15 protein-coding genes and 5 pseudogenes are annotated in these 17,259 nt (G+C 59.2%); 5 read left to right on the forward strand and 15 right to left on the reverse strand.

The features are described from left to right. Positions 1-108 precede the first annotated feature (108 nt). Positions 109-1,643, forward strand: a pseudogene (gene ltrA / locus QCE79_RS35600) (group II intron reverse transcriptase/maturase). Between the two features lie 95 nt (positions 1,644-1,738). Beyond that, positions 1,739-2,209: pseudogene (locus QCE79_RS35605) on the forward strand (IS3 family transposase); the annotation flags it as partial. Here the strand turns inward: QCE79_RS35605 and QCE79_RS35610 are convergent. Next, the gene (locus tag QCE79_RS35610; RefSeq protein WP_309852842.1) at positions 2,170-2,880 is read right to left on the reverse strand and encodes a transposase DNA-binding-containing protein; all 711 of its coding nucleotides are present in this window, start codon (positions 2,878-2,880) and stop codon (positions 2,170-2,172) included. The pseudogene QCE79_RS35605 and the gene QCE79_RS35610 sit on opposite strands and share 40 nt — an antisense overlap. Positions 2,881-3,132: 252 nt before the next feature. Next, positions 3,133-3,576 carry a MarR family transcriptional regulator gene (locus QCE79_RS35615; protein ID WP_309852843.1) on the reverse strand — a complete coding sequence of 148 codons (444 nt, stop codon included), beginning with the start codon at positions 3,574-3,576 and terminating at the stop codon, positions 3,133-3,135. A gap of 83 nt (positions 3,577-3,659) precedes the next feature. On the opposite strand from QCE79_RS35615, the gene QCE79_RS35620 reads away from it, so the two are divergent. Then, positions 3,660-5,198, forward strand: a complete 1,539-nt coding sequence (locus QCE79_RS35620; RefSeq protein WP_309852846.1) for a DHA2 family efflux MFS transporter permease subunit — start codon at positions 3,660-3,662, stop codon at positions 5,196-5,198. Between the two features lie 317 nt (positions 5,199-5,515). Here the strand turns inward: QCE79_RS35620 and QCE79_RS35625 are convergent. Together QCE79_RS35625 and QCE79_RS35630 are read right to left on the reverse strand one after the other, a co-directional pair. Further along, a pseudogene (locus QCE79_RS35625) lies at positions 5,516-6,132 on the reverse strand (GGDEF domain-containing protein); the annotation flags it as partial. A 124-nt stretch (positions 6,133-6,256) separates the two neighbouring features. Then, positions 6,257-6,478: a hypothetical protein gene (locus QCE79_RS35630; RefSeq protein ID WP_309852968.1), complete on the reverse strand. Its 222-nt coding sequence runs from the start codon at positions 6,476-6,478 to the stop codon at positions 6,257-6,259. 254 nt (positions 6,479-6,732) lie between these two features. Between QCE79_RS35630 and QCE79_RS35635 the strand changes: the two genes are divergently transcribed. Continuing rightward, positions 6,733-7,047, forward strand: coding sequence for a hypothetical protein (locus QCE79_RS35635; RefSeq protein ID WP_309852848.1), 315 nt, complete (start codon positions 6,733-6,735; stop codon positions 7,045-7,047). Positions 7,048-7,450: 403 nt separating this feature from the next. On the opposite strand, the gene QCE79_RS39590 is transcribed toward QCE79_RS35635, so the two are convergent. From QCE79_RS39590 to QCE79_RS35655, 5 genes and pseudogenes are all read right to left on the reverse strand, one after another. Further along, positions 7,451-7,729 (reverse strand): TauD/TfdA family dioxygenase, encoded by a 279-nt coding sequence (locus QCE79_RS39590; RefSeq protein ID WP_404989492.1) that lies wholly within the window; start codon positions 7,727-7,729, stop codon positions 7,451-7,453. 163 nt (positions 7,730-7,892) lie between these two features. Continuing rightward, a pseudogene (locus QCE79_RS39595) lies at positions 7,893-8,183 on the reverse strand (TauD/TfdA dioxygenase family protein); the annotation flags it as partial. Further along, positions 8,123-8,455: pseudogene (locus QCE79_RS39600) on the reverse strand (TauD/TfdA family dioxygenase); the annotation flags it as partial. The pseudogenes QCE79_RS39595 and QCE79_RS39600, both read right to left, overlap by 61 nt. 277 nt (positions 8,456-8,732) lie before the next feature. Then, the gene (locus tag QCE79_RS39605; RefSeq protein WP_404989489.1) at positions 8,733-9,020 is read right to left on the reverse strand and encodes a hypothetical protein; all 288 of its coding nucleotides are present in this window, start codon (positions 9,018-9,020) and stop codon (positions 8,733-8,735) included. 119 nt (positions 9,021-9,139) lie between these two features. Beyond that, positions 9,140-9,304 carry a hypothetical protein gene (locus QCE79_RS35655; protein ID WP_309852860.1) on the reverse strand — a complete coding sequence of 55 codons (165 nt, stop codon included), beginning with the start codon at positions 9,302-9,304 and terminating at the stop codon, positions 9,140-9,142. Between the two features lie 327 nt (positions 9,305-9,631). On the opposite strand from QCE79_RS35655, the gene QCE79_RS35660 reads away from it, so the two are divergent. Next, positions 9,632-10,519, forward strand: a complete 888-nt coding sequence (locus QCE79_RS35660; RefSeq protein ID WP_309852862.1) for a PDR/VanB family oxidoreductase — start codon at positions 9,632-9,634, stop codon at positions 10,517-10,519. A 33-nt stretch (positions 10,520-10,552) separates the two neighbouring features. Here QCE79_RS35660 and QCE79_RS35665 read toward each other — a convergent pair whose 3' ends face one another. The 6 genes from QCE79_RS35665 to QCE79_RS35685 form a co-directional block, all read right to left on the reverse strand. Beyond that, positions 10,553-11,320 carry an ABC transporter substrate-binding protein gene (locus QCE79_RS35665; protein WP_309852960.1) on the reverse strand — a complete coding sequence of 256 codons (768 nt, stop codon included), beginning with the start codon at positions 11,318-11,320 and terminating at the stop codon, positions 10,553-10,555. A 485-nt stretch (positions 11,321-11,805) separates the two neighbouring features. Continuing rightward, positions 11,806-12,102: a hypothetical protein gene (locus tag QCE79_RS35670; protein ID WP_309852864.1), complete on the reverse strand. Its 297-nt coding sequence runs from the start codon at positions 12,100-12,102 to the stop codon at positions 11,806-11,808. Then, the gene (locus QCE79_RS39610; protein ID WP_404989490.1) at positions 12,080-12,265 is read right to left on the reverse strand and encodes a LysR family transcriptional regulator; all 186 of its coding nucleotides are present in this window, start codon (positions 12,263-12,265) and stop codon (positions 12,080-12,082) included. Before QCE79_RS39610 ends, QCE79_RS35670 begins: the two co-directional genes overlap by 23 nt. A gap of 390 nt (positions 12,266-12,655) precedes the next feature. After that, positions 12,656-13,453: an enoyl-CoA hydratase/isomerase family protein gene (locus QCE79_RS35675; RefSeq protein WP_309852866.1), complete on the reverse strand. Its 798-nt coding sequence runs from the start codon at positions 13,451-13,453 to the stop codon at positions 12,656-12,658. Positions 13,454-13,805: 352 nt separating this feature from the next. Next, positions 13,806-14,816 carry a nitronate monooxygenase gene (locus tag QCE79_RS35680; protein ID WP_309852868.1) on the reverse strand — a complete coding sequence of 337 codons (1,011 nt, stop codon included), beginning with the start codon at positions 14,814-14,816 and terminating at the stop codon, positions 13,806-13,808. A gap of 555 nt (positions 14,817-15,371) precedes the next feature. Next, complete coding sequence (locus QCE79_RS35685) at positions 15,372-16,598, reverse strand: ISL3 family transposase (protein WP_309852870.1); 1,227 nt, start codon at positions 16,596-16,598, stop codon at positions 15,372-15,374. Between the last annotated feature and the right edge of the window lie 661 nt (positions 16,599-17,259).

Below are 17,259 nucleotides of genomic sequence, written 5' to 3' on the forward strand. Positions count from 1 at the left end.
GTATCAAGATGAAGCTAGGAGGCGTGAGCCCGGTCGCATACCGGTCTCTGCTCGCAACAGCATAGCTGTCACACCGTCCAACTTTCGGGGGTCACTTCAAACAATTAGGTGGACACCTATGGTCCTCGCTCAGAGTGCTGTTGGGTAGACGTCGATAGTGGATCGCTTACGTTTGATCGACTCCTGAGACTGATTGCCGACAGGGATTGGCTGAGCGAGGCGGCTCGTATCACGCTGGCATCCAGCGGAGCCCGCACGCCAGGCGTGGATGGTGTCGACAAGCGCATGATGGAAGCATATTTCCCTCATGAACTGGCGACGATACGCGAAGAACTGTTGGCGGGCTCGTATAGTCCGCTGCCTGCGCGACGCGTGTATATACCCAAAGCGAATGGCAAGCTCAGGCCTCTCGGCATTCCGACCCTGCGGGATCGGATCGTACAACGGGCCATGCTGATGGCGATGGAGCCGATATGGGAGAGTGATTTCCATCCGGCTTCATATGGCTTCAGACCGGCCCGTAGTGTTCATCACGCGATTCGCACGGTGAAGCTTCAGTTGCAGGACGGCGGAGAGAAAAGTGTCGCCGGACGCTGGGTTATTGAGGGCGACCTCGCCGGCTACTTCGACACAGTTCATCATCGCCTGCTTCTTAAAGGGAATCCGCAAGCGGATCGCCGACCAACGCTTCCTTGCCCTGCTCTGGAAGTTCATCAAGGCGGGCTGCATTGATCGTGATCTGTTTCGTGCCGCGAGTGAAGGCGTTCCTCAGGGCGGTGTCATCTCACCCCTGTTATCCAACATCATGCTGCACGAATTCGATGCTTGGATGGAAAGGAATTATCTGAGCAAGAAGGTGCGGAAGGATCGGTGGGCGTGGAACTTCGCCATTCTCGAACAGCGTCCCATTACTGTACGAGAGCACCGGCAGTGGAAACCAGCTATTGCCTACTGTCGAATATGCAGATGACTTTGTGATTGTGATCAAGGGGACTCGCGAACATGCCGAAGCAGTACGTGAAGCATGCCGCCGGTTCCTTGAAGGCGAACTGAAGCTCACGCTGAATATGGAGAAGACCCATATCACGCATGTGAATGATGGCTTCGTCTTCCTCGGTCACCGAATCATCCGCAAGCGTGGATCACGCGGTCGCATGCGACCTGTGACGACGATTCCGTGGGAGAAGTACCGGGGCTTTGCCGAGAGGCTCGTCAAGCAATTGTCGGGAAACTATGGCATGAACCGGATGGACCTGATGGAAAGCCTGAATCGGCAAATTGCTGGCTGGGCCGCCTTCCATCAATACACCGACTTTACCGCCACCATGTTTAGAAAACTGGCCCGCGCAGTCTTCTGGAAATTCGGCTACTGGCTTGCGCACAGGTATCGGCGCGGGTTCCGGTCGCTGATGCGCGAATACATCCGGGCTCCAGAGCCGGGACAGACTAAAACATGGGTGCTGCAAGGCCAGAACAGTCGAGGTTGGTATGGGACGGTTGCGCTTCGGCGTCTTGTTACCAGTCGGAAGGGTCAATTTAGGTGGCGTACGCCATCGGAAAATCCGTACATCCTGCGCGATGAGAAACGCAGCACCATCGAGTCGCGCTACGCCGATGTCGCCTTTGCTATGAGCGACGCTTGAACGGAGAGCCGGATGCGCTGAGAGGTGCAAGTCCGGTTCGGGGAGGAGAGGCAGGGAGATAGATCGACTACGCCCTGTCTCTTACTCCACGCTGGACATGGTCAGGCTTTGTCTACGTGGCCTTCGTGACCGATGTGTTTGCGCGCCGTATCGTCGGTTGGCGCGTGTCGGGATCGATGAGGACGGACTTCGTGCTGGATGCGCTGAACCAGGCGTTACACGATCGCCAGCCACCGCCCGGGCTCATTCATCATAGCGATCACGGGTCGCAATATCTCATCATTCGGTACACCGAACGTTTGGTGGACGTGGGCGTTGAGCCATCAGTCGGAACTGTCGGCGACTCTTACGACAACGCTCTGGCCGAAACGATCAACGGCTTGTATAAGGCCGAAGTCGTGCATCGGCGTTCATGGCGTACGCTCCAGGATGTCGAACTGGCCACGCTCGGATGGGTGCACTGGTACAACCACCATCGGTTGCTCGGCCCGCTCGGGTACGTATCGCCTGCCGAAGCAGAGGAAGTCTACAATCGGAATCCAGTGCGCTCCGCTCGCGCGGCGTAGCGCCAAACTCGGCGGTCTCCGACAAAGTCGGGGCGGTTCAAATCGACGCCAGCAGGCCGGTTGGCCAAAAACACGTCATAGACGTCGCCCTCACGATCGCTCACGCCGACGATGCGCGTGTTCGGGCAGTACGCCCTGAGTGCGGCAAGATGCTCGCTACCTTCGAGCCACTTGACGCTCTCCTTCTCACGGATAGTCCGGTGCCTGCGTTGGTGTTTCTTGCCGAATTCTTCCTGCGGGCGCACCCAGGTCTTCATGCCCAGCACACCAAGTGGCAAGCCCTCGGGTGTAACCGCCAGCAGGCTGTGCATCAGGAACCCGCGTTCGTTACCGCCCGTGCCATAGCCCAGACCCTGTGTCGCCGGCAGATGGGTGAGATTGAATTCGGTCGTGTCCTGGGCCGCCAGCACGATTGACAACTGCCGCATGCGATTCAGCGTCTGGCCAATATGCGAGCCCAGCACGCCGTCGGTATTGACCTGCGGATTGTCGAAAAAACGGTACGCCGCCTTGAGCTGCGGGCCATCAAGCGACTGCGGAAACGAGCACTGTGGACTGAGCGACAGCCGGCGCGCGAGCGCAAGCAGACGCTGAGTCAGGCGTGCGTCGCCCAGCTCAGCCGCGCCGAACTCCTCATTCGCCCAGTCGTCAAGCTCGTCGGTGTCAGGCACTGCCGTACATCGCCGTCAACGAAGTGCATCGACGTTAACATCGCCTACCGTCGTTTACAAGCACGTTCGGCCTTGCAACATTAATGCCGTCCCGACTTGTGGGGAATCCTTAGGTCACTAGTGGGGAGGTATTTCTTCGTCCGCCCTGCAGCGTTGAACGGACGAATGTAGGCACTTAATCGCGTGCCGATTCGCCTGCAAAACATGTCAATCGCATGAATTAGATGGAATCATTTTTTTACTCGACTCCGCTCAGCAATCCACGATGCGGCCCAAGTTCGAACGCACACGGGCGAGAAAATCGATCAACCGCTCGGCTTCCTCAGCGATGAAGCCGCTCAGCGCGTCGACGGCAATTTCGTCGCCGACACGCGAGGCGGCACTCAACGCCTGGTGCGCCTTAGCCGTCATACGCACCTGTCGCGCACGTCCGTCCTCGGGGTTCGGCAGCCGTTCGATCCAACCGCTCTCTTCCATCCGCTTAAGCAGCCTCCCGGCAGAAATTGGCGCGACTTCCAGCAAGTCCGAGAGCCGCGCTTGGTTCATCTCGCCGTAATGCGACAGGTAGGCGAGCGCTTGGCATTGCGCACGCGTGAGATCCAGCGACGACTTCGCAAGTTCGTCGAACCGCTTGCCGCAGAGTCGACCTACGTCAGACACAAGGTAGCCGAAACGCTTATCGAGTGGTGTTTCCATCGCGTAATTATAGAAAGTCCAAGACGCTGCTGCATGTCAGCCTTATAATAAGCCTGCTTACCACTTAGCCGCCGCCCCCATTTATGTCTTCCCAAGCCGTTAGTGCGACCGAAGCTGCGCCGCTCAACCGGCCCATGCTTACCGTCTCGATTATGCTGGCGACGCTGATCCAGACGCTTGACAGCACCATCGCCAACGTCGCGCTGCCACACATGCAGGGCAGCCTCTCGGCGTCGCAGGACGAGATCACGTGGGTGCTGACTTCCTACATCGTGGCAGCGGCAATCGCAACCCCGCTCACCGGCTGGCTTTCTGACCGCCTGAGCGTGAAGCGTCTGCTGGCAATATCAATTGCAGGTTTCACCGTCGCGTCCGCGTTCTGCGGACTCTCGGAAACGCTCACGCAGATCGTGGGCTCGCGGCTTTTGCAAGGCGTCTTCGGGGCATCGCTTGTGCCGCTCTCGCAGTCCATTCTGCTCGACATCAATCCGCGCGAGAAGCAAGGCCAGGCGATGGCAGTCTGGGGCATGGGAGTGATGGTGGGGCCGATCCTAGGACCGACGCTCGGCGGCTGGCTCACCGACGGCTACAACTGGCGCTGGGTATTCTTTATAAACGTGCCGATCGGCGCGTTCGCGCTTTTTGGGGTGTTGACATTCCTGCCCGCGAAGCAGCCGAAGCACGGCGTAAAGTTCGATGCGTTTGGCTTCGCTACCCTGAGTCTGGCGATCGGCGCGTTCCAAGCGATGCTCGATCGGGGCGAACAACTTGACTGGTTTGGCTCGCTAGAAATCCGCATCGAGGCGCTGCTCGCGGTAATCAGTTTCGCTTTTTTTCTCGCACACACGGCGACCGCCGGGGCCAAGTCGTTCTTCCGCTACGAATTGCTTAAGGACCGCAATTTCGCGACGGGCGTATGCTTCATCTTCATCATCGGCGCGGTCATGTATGCGACGCGCGCGCTATTGCCGCCGATGTTGCAGAACCTGATGAACTACCCTGTCGCCACTACCGGGCTTGTCACCGCGCCGAGCGGCGCGGGCACAATGATCGCGATGATGCTCGCAGGACGCCTGCTAAAGCGAGTCGACGCACGCCTGCTGCTGCTCGCCGGCTTCCTGATCTCCGCGTTCGCTCTTTGGCAAATGATGCATTACACGATTGTCCTTTCGACTTCCGACATCGTCTGGCCCGGCGTGATTCAGGGCTTCGGCTTGGGGCTTGTTTTTGTGCCGCTTTCCACGCTGTCGTTCTCGACGCTCACGCCTGGACTGCGCGCCGACGGCACGGCCACCTACAGCCTGATGCGCAACATCGGCAGCAGTATCGGCATCTCGATTGTGCAAACGCTGATGACGCGCAACACGCAGGTCGCGCACGCTGACCTTGCGGCCAACGTGAACGTTTTCAACCCCGCGATCCAACCGATGTTCGCGGGCGGCTCGGCCTATGACATGGCGATGCTCGACCAGTCGATTAACCAGCAGGCCGCGATGATCGCGTACCTCAACGACTTCAAGCTGATGTTCGTCGCGACGCTGCTCGTTGTGCCGCTTGTACTGCTGATTCGCCCCGCGAAGAAGGCGTCGGACGAAACGCTGGCGCATGCCGCGATGGACTGAGAGTCGGGTTGTTGTCTTGAATGAACGCCCCGGCAGACGGCCTTACACGCGTGGTCCCAGACGGGAACGGATGCATCAAGAGGTGGCCTCGCTCGATCCTTGCGCATCGCGTGGCGATCACGCTCGAAGCCATGCATGCTGTCCAAGCATTCGAAGAAGCATTCGTCCGGTACCGGCTACCGGAAATGGAGAACCTTGATCAGGGCAGCCAAGGCCGGTTGACGACAACTCGGACGGATTCCGTTAGAAGGCTCGTCGGGGCGATATTTCGAGTCTTATCCGACTTCAACGCGATTCCGGCCTGCTTCTTTTGCCAGTTAGAGTGCGCGGTCAGCGCGTCTCATCAAGGCGTCGACATCGCGCTCGGTTGCCTCGCGCGTGACCACGCCGATGCTGACGGTGAAGGGAATCGGCTTAACGCGCCATGCCTGCTCGAAATCCTGCTTCTCGACACGCGCGCGCAGTTCTTCAGCGATCATGCGCGCCGCCCGGTCCACATCGGCACCCGGCAGCGCCGCGACGAACTCCTCGCCGCCCCAGCGAGCGAACACCGTGGAACGGTGCGGGATCGATATGCCGACATTGGCGAGCACACGCAGTACCTCGTCGCCGATATCGTGGCGGTAGCTGTCGTTGATCTTCTTGAACGAGTCGATGTTGAGAATGAATACGGACAGCGTATCCTTTGTGGCGAGCGCCTTATCGACGAAATCGAAGAATTCGCGACGATTCAGCAAGCCGGTCAGCGCATCGGTCGCGGCCTGCTTCCTGAACTATTCCATGAGCCACATACGATCGGTGATGTCGCGGGCAACTGCCGTGAACTCGACCACGCCGTCCACGTTATCCTCGAGATGGCGATTTCCACTGGAATGATGGTGCCGTCTCGGTGCCGCCCATAGACGCTTTTGCTTTCGTCCATGCGCGGCCGCCACATATGGCGATCGCTGAACTTGTGTCGCCTCGCGAGCTCGGACACTGCTTCAGAAACCGTCTGGCTCCGCGTCATGCGGTCGAAGTCCCGGCAGATCGTCGGATGTTTCAACTTTTGTAACGTTTCAGCCAGAGCTGGCAAGTAAAATACTTTCACCCTTGTACGTGGCTACCATCTTTTCAAATGGCCTGTCGCCGACCATGGCGCGAGCTTCACGCCGAAACCTATTGTCGAGACCTTTTTCAGTCAGAGGCACGTAAACCAGTCGGCCACCGAATTCGGTAAGCAAACGGATACTCAGCTCAAACCCGATCAAGTCAACCCACTCCTGCACGAGAGGCGTCATACACTTCAGTTACGTCGAACGCGGAAATATTGTCGGCAGGATTAGGCTGACTTGTTATTAATTCGCATCCCAATGTATTGACCAAATGCAGAATGCGCTGAATGTGATGTTGGGTAAAACCAAACTCTTTGGCGAGCGATCTTACCGCCTGCATTTTTGCGGCTGTTTTTCTGAGTTCCTTTTAGCGCACTTTGATCTGCTGCGCTTTAGCGAGTTCAATCGCAGAGCGTAACCGAGTAAGGTAGAGGGTGCCTGTGGCCGACCGCAGCCTGCATACAGCTTCGGCCTCGGTCCTGCCGACGATCTCTGCCAGCCGCTCAAAGCAGGGGTTTCCATCTAACCGAGCTGCTGGCGGGCAAACGCAAAGTCGTTCCACCGCATTCAGAAACCTGCTTGAGCGCGCCTTCTACGCCAGCAAGCAATGCGATTTTTTTGCGACACCTGTGAAGATTGATGTTATACCGTCGTCCGCGTCTTCGATCATTTATTTACCCGTTGAGGTTGCCATCCAATACTGGCATCTGCCAGCCTGTGCAACTGCGGTGACCTATATCAGTTGTCCATATTGAAATTCGCCCTGGCATAATGTGCCTACGTTGTCGTGCCGCGTTCGTTCTTACCAGGTACGCATGCGTTTCGAGGACGTGACGGGTGCGGAGAAACGGTGATCCGCACTCGCCGTAATTCCTGTTCGACGTAGTTGGGTGGGGCTTCGCAGCGGATGCGGGCGCCCCCTCTTTTTCGCCATCGGTACGTGACGGTTCATGAGGGGATGATTGAGTGAAACTGACACAGACGGGTTCGCTCGATTTCGGTGTTCGATTTCCCGAAGGAAGCGGCCAACTCCATTACGACTTCGAAATGCGCGCAGCGACCGTTGCGGGCAGCATTGCTGTATATGAAGACCCGACCATCATCGGCGGTGGCGTATCGAACATGCGGGTGAGCACGGCGCTGCTCGCTCACTCGCTGCTATCGCTTGGAACACACGCGCGCGTGCAGCGCGGTGATCGGGTTTGGCGGCTGCATGAACGAGCCGTCGGTGTGCCAGAGCAGGTTCGCCTGATGATACCGGTGCTTGACGCTGGCCGCCTCGATGGGGACGCCATGATCGTCTACGGTCCCGATGTCGTAGAAGTGCGGATGGTGGGAGCAGATTTCCTTGCGGCTCGCGACCACCGGTTCGCCGAAGCGCTCGATGAACGCCTGCTGGAAGTCGTCGTCGAGTCGTTGGTCGGGGAACACGAGCACGCCGAATTGCGCGAGGCCGTTCTCTATCGACTCGATGTCGGAACCGGTCAGCCGGCCGCGCAAGTCCGCGCCGCGAACGTCTCCCCGATCTGCTCAAAGCCGATGTTAATCCGCGGACTCCGGTCAGACGGGCGCCGTTTTTCTTGACGGCACACGACCGCATGATGCGCGGATGAGGCTCGTCGTAGGGCGTTGCCCGGTGCATCGTGCAGCTGTCGTCCCACATCACGAGGTCGGCAGTCTGCCAGCGATGGGCATAGACGAACTGCCGTTGCGTCGCGAAGGCCACGAGTTCGTCGAGGAGCGCGCGGCCCTCGTCGAACGGCCAGCCCACGATATGCGACGCATGCGATGCGAGATACAGCGATTTGCGTCCCCAGCGCCGATGTGTCCTCACGAGCGGATGCACGACGGCGGGCCGGTCCTTGCGCGATTCGTCGGTGAAGTCGGACATCGAAAGTCCCTTCTTCTCCTCGAAGCAAAGATGCTGTGTTCGACCATCAGGCCGTCGAGTTGGCGTTGCCGCGCGGGGGGCAGCGCATCCCAGGCGGCGCGCATGTCCGCATATTCGGTATCGGGCGGCACCGGCGGCAAAACGCTGGCGGAGAGCGCGGTTAGCCGGAACGGTATTTCGAGCTGGAACCGTCGGTGTGCCACGGCTGGTTGGCTTGCAAAAAGAGTGCGCGCACCGACCCTTTGGGAATCGGCGCGCCGGCCGCATCGACCGTGCCGACGTCGAACACGAGATCGTTGTGGGTACCGAGTTCGGCGAAATGCTGATGTGAACCGGACCGAACATCTTCATGAACCGCTGATGCTGCGCATCGTCGATGTGCTGCGCGCGCAGGCAGAGCACCGGACAGGCGGGCAGCGCCTGCTCAATTTCGTCGATGGTCGCGCGGCTCGGCGGCTCGCGCAGGTCCAGCCCGACGAGTTCGGCGACAAAACCTTCGCGCAGCGGACGAAACGTGTGGGGCATGACGGTGTCTCCCGTGCGGCGGCGTTATTCGGTGGGCGCGAGGCGGAGTCCGATACTTCGGAAGCGGTTCCAGATTTCCGGGCCGAACGCCGCGGTCACCTGAACGCCGAGCGATTTGTCGTAGTAGATGTCGTTCATCACCTGGTCTTTTTCGCCTTGCCCGAGCACGAGCATTTTCGCGTCGTGATCGGACACGTTGCGAAACGCGCGGTAGACGCCCGGCGGAACCGCGAACAGATCGAGCGGTTCGAGCACGGTCTGGTGCTGGCCGTCCTCCCCCCATATCACCTGATAGCGGCCGGTGAGCGGCATGAACGTCTCGCGCGTTTTCTCGTGAACATGCAACGGCGGCCCGTTGCCCGGCGGACAATCGACACCTCCAGCCCCGGCGTGCCCACGACGGCGGGCTGCGAAAACGAGCGCGCCCGATCCTACGGCGCCATCAACAGGTAGATGTTTTTCGCCGCGACCATTTCATAGGCATCGAGCGGAATGTCATGAACGCGCACGTAATCGTGCTTGGTCGGTTTCAGATCCTTTAGCCGTGCGATTTGCCGGCTTTCCATTTCGTCGGGCGACAAGTCATTCGCTGCCATGGCGGACCTTCCTTGATCGGGATATCGATGCAAATCATCATAGGGCGACGCGTGTGCGGGGAAATGCAACATCCGGATACCGGCTATCGAAGCGATGAATACGACGCGTTGCAAGGATCGGATCCACGCCGGGTTAACACATAGAGACGCTATGAATTGGCCCATTTAGTTTCGATTCTTACGGGTTATTTTTCGGGCTTGAACAAAAAGTAAGGAACGCTTATGAATGACATCGACACGTCGAAGGCGAGTTCCGAAAGCGGGCCGTTATGGCTTTCCGTCAACCGGATCCATCAGGAAGCTCGCGGCATTCGCTTGTACGAGCTGGTGGACCCGAACGGCGGCGCGCTGCCCGAATTCACCGCTGGCGCCCATGTCGACGTCGATCTCGGCGAAGGGCGCGTGCGTCAATACTCGCTATGCAATGCGCCCGGCGAACGGCATCGCCATGTCATCGCGGTGCTCCGCGAAGAAAACGGCCGTGGCGGCTCGAAAACGCTGCACGACAAGGTGCGCGTTCAGGATCTGCTGGCCGTCAGCCGTCCGCGCAATCATTTCGGGCTGGTTCACGGCGCGCGCCGCGTGATCCTGCTGGCCGGCGGAATCGGCGTGACGCCGCTGAAGGCCATGGCGCACGCGCTCGACGCGTCGGGCACCGACTACGCGTTCCACTACTGCGGACGCGACGCCGGCTGCGCCGCGTTCGGCGACACGTTCCGCGCGCTCGAAGCCGCCGGGCGCCTGACGTTCCACTTCGACGGCGGCGATCCGTCCGCCGGCCTCAACATCGCGGGCTTGCTGCGCGAGGCGAGCGACGGCGTTCACGTCTACTATTGTGGTCCCGCCGGATTCATGCGGGCGTGCGCGAACGCGACGCAGCACTGGCCCGCCGGCACCGTAAATTGCGAGCACTTCAACGCGCCGGAAACACCGGATTCGGACCAACCCGCCGACGCCGCCTTTACGGTGAAACTGGCCAGCACCGGGCAGACTTTCGACGTGCCGGCCGACCAGACCTTGGCCGAAGCGCTCGACGCAGCGGGCGTCTTCATCGAGACGTCCTGCCAGTCCGGCCTGTGCGGCAGCTGCATCACCCGCTATCTGGCCGGCGAAGTCGATCATCGCGACTGCATACTCGGCGACGACGAACGCGAGCAGTACCTCACGCCCTGCGTGTCGCGCGCGAAACGCGGGCTTCTCGTCCTCGACCTTTGACGGGCGCCGCCCCTTGCAGGGGGCGCGGCGAATTCAGTTCAGCGACGCGAACGTGCCGTTCGGCTGGACCTCCATGATGTACGACTGCGGTGTCGTGTTGTCGCCCTTGCCCGAAAAGGAATAGTCGCCGGTGAGGCCGTGAAGGCCGTGCGTCGAGCCGATGGCCTGCGCGACTTTCTCGCGGGCGACGGAGCCCACGCGGCGGACCGCGTCGCTCACGAGCATGACCGCGTCATACGCGTACGCGGCATAGGCGGCGATCTGGTCGTTGCCGTAGGCCTTGCGGTACGCGGCGACGAACGGCTTTACGACCGGCCGGTCCGCATTCGCGTTGAACGGCGTGAAGACGACATAGGGTGCCGCGGCGGGGCCGACGATCTGCACGATCTTCGGGTCTTCGAGCGTCGCGCCGCCGAGGAACACGCCGCGAAAGGCGCGTGCGCGCCCCTGCGGAATGATGATGACGTCCTCGTTGGTCGTGCCGGTCGTGCCGATGACCGCGACGACGTCGGGCGACGCCGCGAACCGGCGCAGCAGCGAGACGGCCTGCGCGGAGTCGGAGGCCGTATCCTGCAGGTCGACGAAAAGCGGCCTGCCGAGTACGCCGCCGTTCGCGTTGATCTGGTCGACGGCCAGCTTGATGCCTCTTGCGCCTAGGGTGCCGTAGCTCGCGGAGCGGCCGGTGAGGAACGTGAGCGCGCCGATTCGCAGCGGCGTCGCGCCCTGTGCAAGCGCGGCGCCGGCAGCGCACGCGATGGCGGCCGCCGCCGCGAGCCGAACGGCCGGCAGTAGTGCCCTCATCAGCTTCACGCGATCTCTCCTCGCGGCGTCCGTCGCGGGCGTCCCGCCGGTTTCAGACGGAGTTGGCCTGCGAATCGGTCGTCTTGCGTCTTCCGACGTGCGGGTTGCGCGAGCGAAACAGCGCCTTGATCCTGCCGATCGCGACGTCGCCGTGGCCAGGCGCCTTAACGAACGACCTAGGAAAACACTGAACTTCGATACGCCAGCTGAGCGATTTAACCAAATCGTTGCATCGACCGGTTGAATCCGCCTTCCTTCTCATACACCGGTTCCAGATAAGTCGGAACTACCGCTTACCTTCGGGTAACGGCAAACGTCCACCTTGAAGAACGTGAAAGGAATCTGTCGTGAATCGCGTCCTTGCGATCAAACAAAATCGCGGGGACCTCCAGTATGGCCGGCAGTGTCATAGCTGATGGCAGATACCTCGCAACGAAACAAGGTGTCGCGACACAACGGTAACGCATACCCCCGACGAAATCGGCCTAAAATCCAAGACGCGGCTCCCGTTGTGTCGAGATGCAACCCTTGACATCACTGCGGATCAAAGCAGTCACCGTATGGTCTTGATCGTCGACAATAATCTCAAGCCCGACGTGCTGCGCTGCAAGTTGCCACGAAACAGGCTCAAAACAGGTCGCAAGTGAATCAGCATTCACAGCGGCAGCGATCTTGACGGGCGGGAATTCGCCCGGTTTGATGACGCGGAACGCCTGCTCCTCAAGCAGGCGAACGGCCATGACGTGCCGAAGGATCGCTTCACCAGCGTGAGTTGTGGTCACGACCGGCTGGCGCAATAGCAGCGTCAGGCCGACTGCGGTTTCCAGGCTTTTTACCCGCGACGGTCACAGCACCTGCCGATATGTGAAGCACTTCCGCTGCCTTCCTGAAATGCTGGCACTCCAGAACAGTCGCAAATGTTTCAAGTTGCTGTCGATCCAACATAGAAGTACTCCGCAGAGCTGCCCACCTGGCGCTCCTAACGCTGAAAAACCTACCAGATGATCCGGTGAGGAAACCCTGGATCCCGCGGATGCAAAAAACCCTGCTTTGACACCTTTTCCGCAACTTCTAGCTCAAACCTGCAGAGCTGCGAACGGCACATCATCCCGCTTGGCGATTGCTAACACTGCGTGCACACGCGGAGCGCGCATACTCGGTTGCGATAGAGGTCACATATTGCGATGCTCCCGTTTGTTCTCTCCTCTACAAAAGCGGACGATAAGCTTCAGGCACGCCGATAGACGAAGCGCACATACCACAAACTAGGTCGACGCATTCTAAAATGTCCCGAAGTAACGGTGCCTCGCAACAGAGCCCAAAAACATACCAACGCTATCTGCCTATAAATACGGGCCGCCTCTTTTCGTAGAACGACCGAATACCTTCCCGAAAGTCCTCCGACATCATCGCAACCGACTGCAAGTCAACCTCCGTTCGGAGGTAATCTTCCAACCCGTCCGAGAAAGCGTGTTTGACAAATTCAGTGGCCAGCGGTGGCCCTTCCGAAAACTGTTTCGCGATAGCACGCGCGGCCTCAAGCGCTGTCCCGGGCTCGACTACCCGATCGACCAACCCAACCTTCTCTGCCTCCGCTGCGTCCACCTCGTCCGCCGACAAGATCAGACGCTTCGCTCGCGCTGCCCCCACCCGTTGAGGGAGCGTAAAGAACAACCCCAAGTCGGGAATGAGAGCCACCCGGGTGAACGCGCAACAGAAGCGCGCATCACTCGAAACCACCACGTAATCGCAAGCAGCGGCGAGTGCCATTCCGGCGCCGTAAGCATATCCTTCGACCGCTGCAATTAAAGGTTTGGGCCCCGTTACCATTTCGCGCAGTAGAGGCCCTGGACCGTTTCTCAGCCTGGAACGACAGTGGCTGATACTGTCTTCGTTAAAACCTTTGAGATCCGCTCCTGCGCTGAAATGCTTGCCGGTTCCGGTCAAGACGATTGCGCGACACGCAGGATCCTCGTTCAGTGCACGCAGCCGGACAGTCAGCTCTTCGCGCATCTTTCGATTGATTGCGTTCCTCAAGGCCGGCGAATTCAGTTTTACGATTCCAATCACGCCGTCCCTTTCCACCACTACCAGATCTTCGGCGTCGTCCAATCTGCTCATCTGTTCAGACATAACGTCAGGTCTCCTTGTGCCACAGAAATCTGTTCACGACAACGGTCCGTTGCGACGATGTCGCTGCTATAACGAGGGTACAGACCGCCGGCGAGCGCCTTGCAACATCAGACGGCCCTAGCAAACATAGAACCTCGGCGAACTGTCAACTGACAACATTACGATCTATCGGAGAAATGCTTTAAGCGCCACCGTCTATATAAAAGCAGGTGAAAGGCTGCCCGACACCTTTGGCAGACCGAGTTCAGATCGACGAGCAGATTCGAATGAAACTTGAAATTGGGCGGCCGCGGCAACGTCCCATCGCCCATTCGTCCAGCTCATCGCATACCAGTCGCATGGTAAATGGCACTCATTCTTCGACCGCTGACGCAGTCGTTACAAGCCGTAGCCGCCTGACAGCCGCGACAGCGTCATCTATGAACCTGTCAAAAATGCTTTCTATCGGCTCACACCGATCAGCGAAGACCGCTGCAGGCCCATAGTCGAGCATGCCGAACCTGTAGTCTCCCGTTGTATAGGCGCGGTGCGCCAAAGTCCCCGTCACATGTGGACGGAACCGCTCAAAGTCGGTCACTTTGTCATCGTCCAGCTCAATCACTGCCTGCGCACTTTCGTTGCAAAAAACGCGATGATGGTCACGCAACGCCGTCTTTACGATGACGCTTTCTGTGCCATCGCCTTCGACGATACGCCGCTTCCACGCGTCATGTATCCACAATTCATCGGCCACCAGCATACGGGTACCCATTATTACTCCATCCGCGCCCATAGCAAGAGCGGCGGCAAGTTGGCGACCCGAACCGATGCCACCGCCAATAACAAGAGGGACATCCAATACCGTAGCCGCGTGGGCAGCCTGCACCATCGATCCAATGCCGTAGATGCCGGGATGTCCACCGCAATCGTTGCCTACGAGAATAATCCCATCAACGCCCGAGCGCGCCGCACTGAGTGCGTACCGCACCGAAGGAACCTTGTGCAGCACCTTCATGCCCGCCTGCTTTAGCAACGGCAGGATAGCGTCGGGTGGTGCGCCGGCGGTCTCTGCAAATCGCACGCCCTCCGCAACAGCAACTTCAAGTTGCCGTTTGATACGATCTACCCCGCCCGCCTGCCGTGAAATATAGAAGTTCACACCGAACGGTTTTCCCTCAGTCAGGTCCCGACAGTGATGCAGCTGATTGCGGAAGTCGCTGACCTCCGGAAATCCAGCTGCGATAAGAAAGCCCATACCACCGGCATTGACTGCTGCAGCTACGTAAGGGGCGTCAGAGACGCGTGGCCCCAGCCCGCCGCAGAGGATGGGGTGCCTTATACCGAACAAGTCGGTAACGCGTGTGCGAAACAGCGGCTCTCTCATAATTGAATCTCCTGTTCGATCTCTTCGGTTTTTCGAAGAGCCACGTTGTTCACAGGCGCGAACGCAAGGCATACGTCAAGCGGCACTCTGCGAACATCTTGATCACGTGTCTTTCCGTGCCCGCACTGTTGCGTCACAACACACTGGGAGTCCATGAACCCGCCTGCCACTTTGTTGCCGAGTGACGCCGATAGTCGCACGCGCAACCAAACCGTTGATGCACATGAGACTAACGGGAGCTTCGGGAGAGCCGGCAGTTAGCACCAGCGCCTCTGCTTCGAAATCTGTTTGGAGTCAACCGATGTCGCTTCGACACTGGCGAACTGAAAACTGCCGCGATCGTGCCTCGAAAATTCACTACGGATAGCGAACTTTAAAAGCTTTCTTCCCCGAATCCGCAGACGCCCTCTCACGTCAGCGTTCCTTCAAACGGATACCGCCGGCCAGTGGCCACGGTTAGACACCGGCACACACGCTTTCATATCTCAATCAACCCCTCCCTCGCCGTAAGGATAAAGATATTGGCTCTTTTGAAAACGGAGTGGGTAACGGGGCTCATCGGGCATGCTCATTAAAGCGCGAGAAGTCGAATTTTCCGGCGATGAGAAACAGGACAGTGCGCATGGTTTCGAAGCGAGCGTACCCGCGTGCTTTGCGTTTGGCGGCCTGAAACAGGCCGTTGATGGCTTCGATGAAGCCGTTGGTCTGGCGCGTCTGAGTCCAGGCGACAATGCCCTCGAAGTGTCGGCGAATCAGTCGGGCGACGTCCTTCATCGGTTCGACCTTCGAGCGCATGACGTTCGTACACCACTGGTGCAACATCGCCGACACGACATTGATTTGCTTGCGCTCAAGAATGTCGCGCAGTTGCTCGCGGTACAGCCACGCCCGGGCCGTGCGCTTGGTGGTGTACTGACTGACGAGCGCCTCGAGGTCGGTCAGTTGGGCGAGATTCAGTTTGTTGGCATCTTTGAGCAGCGTCCAGCGCATGCCTTTGAGTTGCGGGTCGACCTTCTGTTGCTGCCTGCGCACCGTGTCGAGCGCCTTGGACGCGTGAGCAACGACGTGAAACTTGTCAAAGGTCAGTCGCGCGTCGGGCAGATGTTCATTGACGCCCTTGATGAAAGCTGGCGACATGTCGATGCTGACCGAGCTGATTTGCTCGGACGTGCCACCGTGTTCGCCCAGGTAGGCCGCAAAGCGTTCAATCGTGCTGGCATCCTTGCCGGTCGTGACGAACACGACCCGCCGCGCTCGCATATCGGCGACCAGCGTCAGATACTCATGACCGCGCCGATACGAGGTTTCGTCAATCGCCACTGCCTTCACCTCAGACAGGTCAGCCCCCGCGAGTGCCAGCTCCACATACCGCGAACAGATGGCGTGTACTCGATGCCACGACAGGTTGACCGCACGCGCGACAGCGGCAAACGGCATCTGCTGGGCGAGCATCAGTACGAGTGCCTCGAACAGCAGCGTAAAGCCGCTGAGTTGACCGACCCAATCAGGTTCGACCAACCGCACGGAGCCATCGGGCAAGCGCACACGCGGCACCCGCACTTCCAGAAAACATTCGTGTTGAAAGAAATTCAGGTGACGCAGACGCTTGATTTGCGTGTCGTGGACAGGATGCTCACCGGCAACTCCAGCATAGGAAAACCGGGTGCCCGCGACGAAGTCCACGGCAATGGTGAGTTGACGCTGAGCGGCATCGAAGTCAACGCCTTGAACGTACCAGGGCGCGGTTATACCGAGAGCGGATTCGAACAGTTCATTCGTCATGGTTGCTTTGTCATGGCTCAGCTTATCAATTCTGGGCGCCTCAAGGATTCGCTTCGCCGGGCTTACGCCCGTCCTTGACCCGCCAACCCACCCACTCAAAACTTAAAAGAGGCAAGATATTTGACAGAATCGGGCCAATAGCAAGCGTCACGAAGACCGCGCAAAACGAAGTAGTCTCATGGTAAACAACTCCTACCGCGACAGGCATAAGAACCGCGGCGAGTTGCTGAATCGCGTTGCTCAATCCGACGGCGCTCGCTGCTACTTCCGTACCAACCAATTCAGTAACGATGGCAGCTAGCAGTGCCCCCCATCCCCAACGATGTAACCCCAAGTACGGCGGCCGTTAGCCACATTGGCTGCAGCGATGTCAGGCCCCAAAAAATTAGCAGGCTGACGGCAATCGAAATACAGACAAGTGCGGTGATGCATTTTCTCGGACGTCCCAGCCAGTCCGAGCACAGACCGATCAGCGGAGCCCCAAGAATAGCTGCCGCGCCGTAGAGCGTCGCGACTTTGCCCGCCTAGACACCCGAGAATCCAAGCCCTTTTTCGATCAGCGCGTCCGCCCTGAAAATAAAACCGGTGAAGCCCCAGCTCGCCCCAAACCCGCATCCGGTCACAAGCCGGAAGTTGCGATTCGCAGGAAAGGGCCCGACGG

This window comes from Caballeronia sp. LZ003, assembly GCF_031451465.1.
Taxonomy (GTDB): domain Bacteria; phylum Pseudomonadota; class Gammaproteobacteria; order Burkholderiales; family Burkholderiaceae; genus Caballeronia.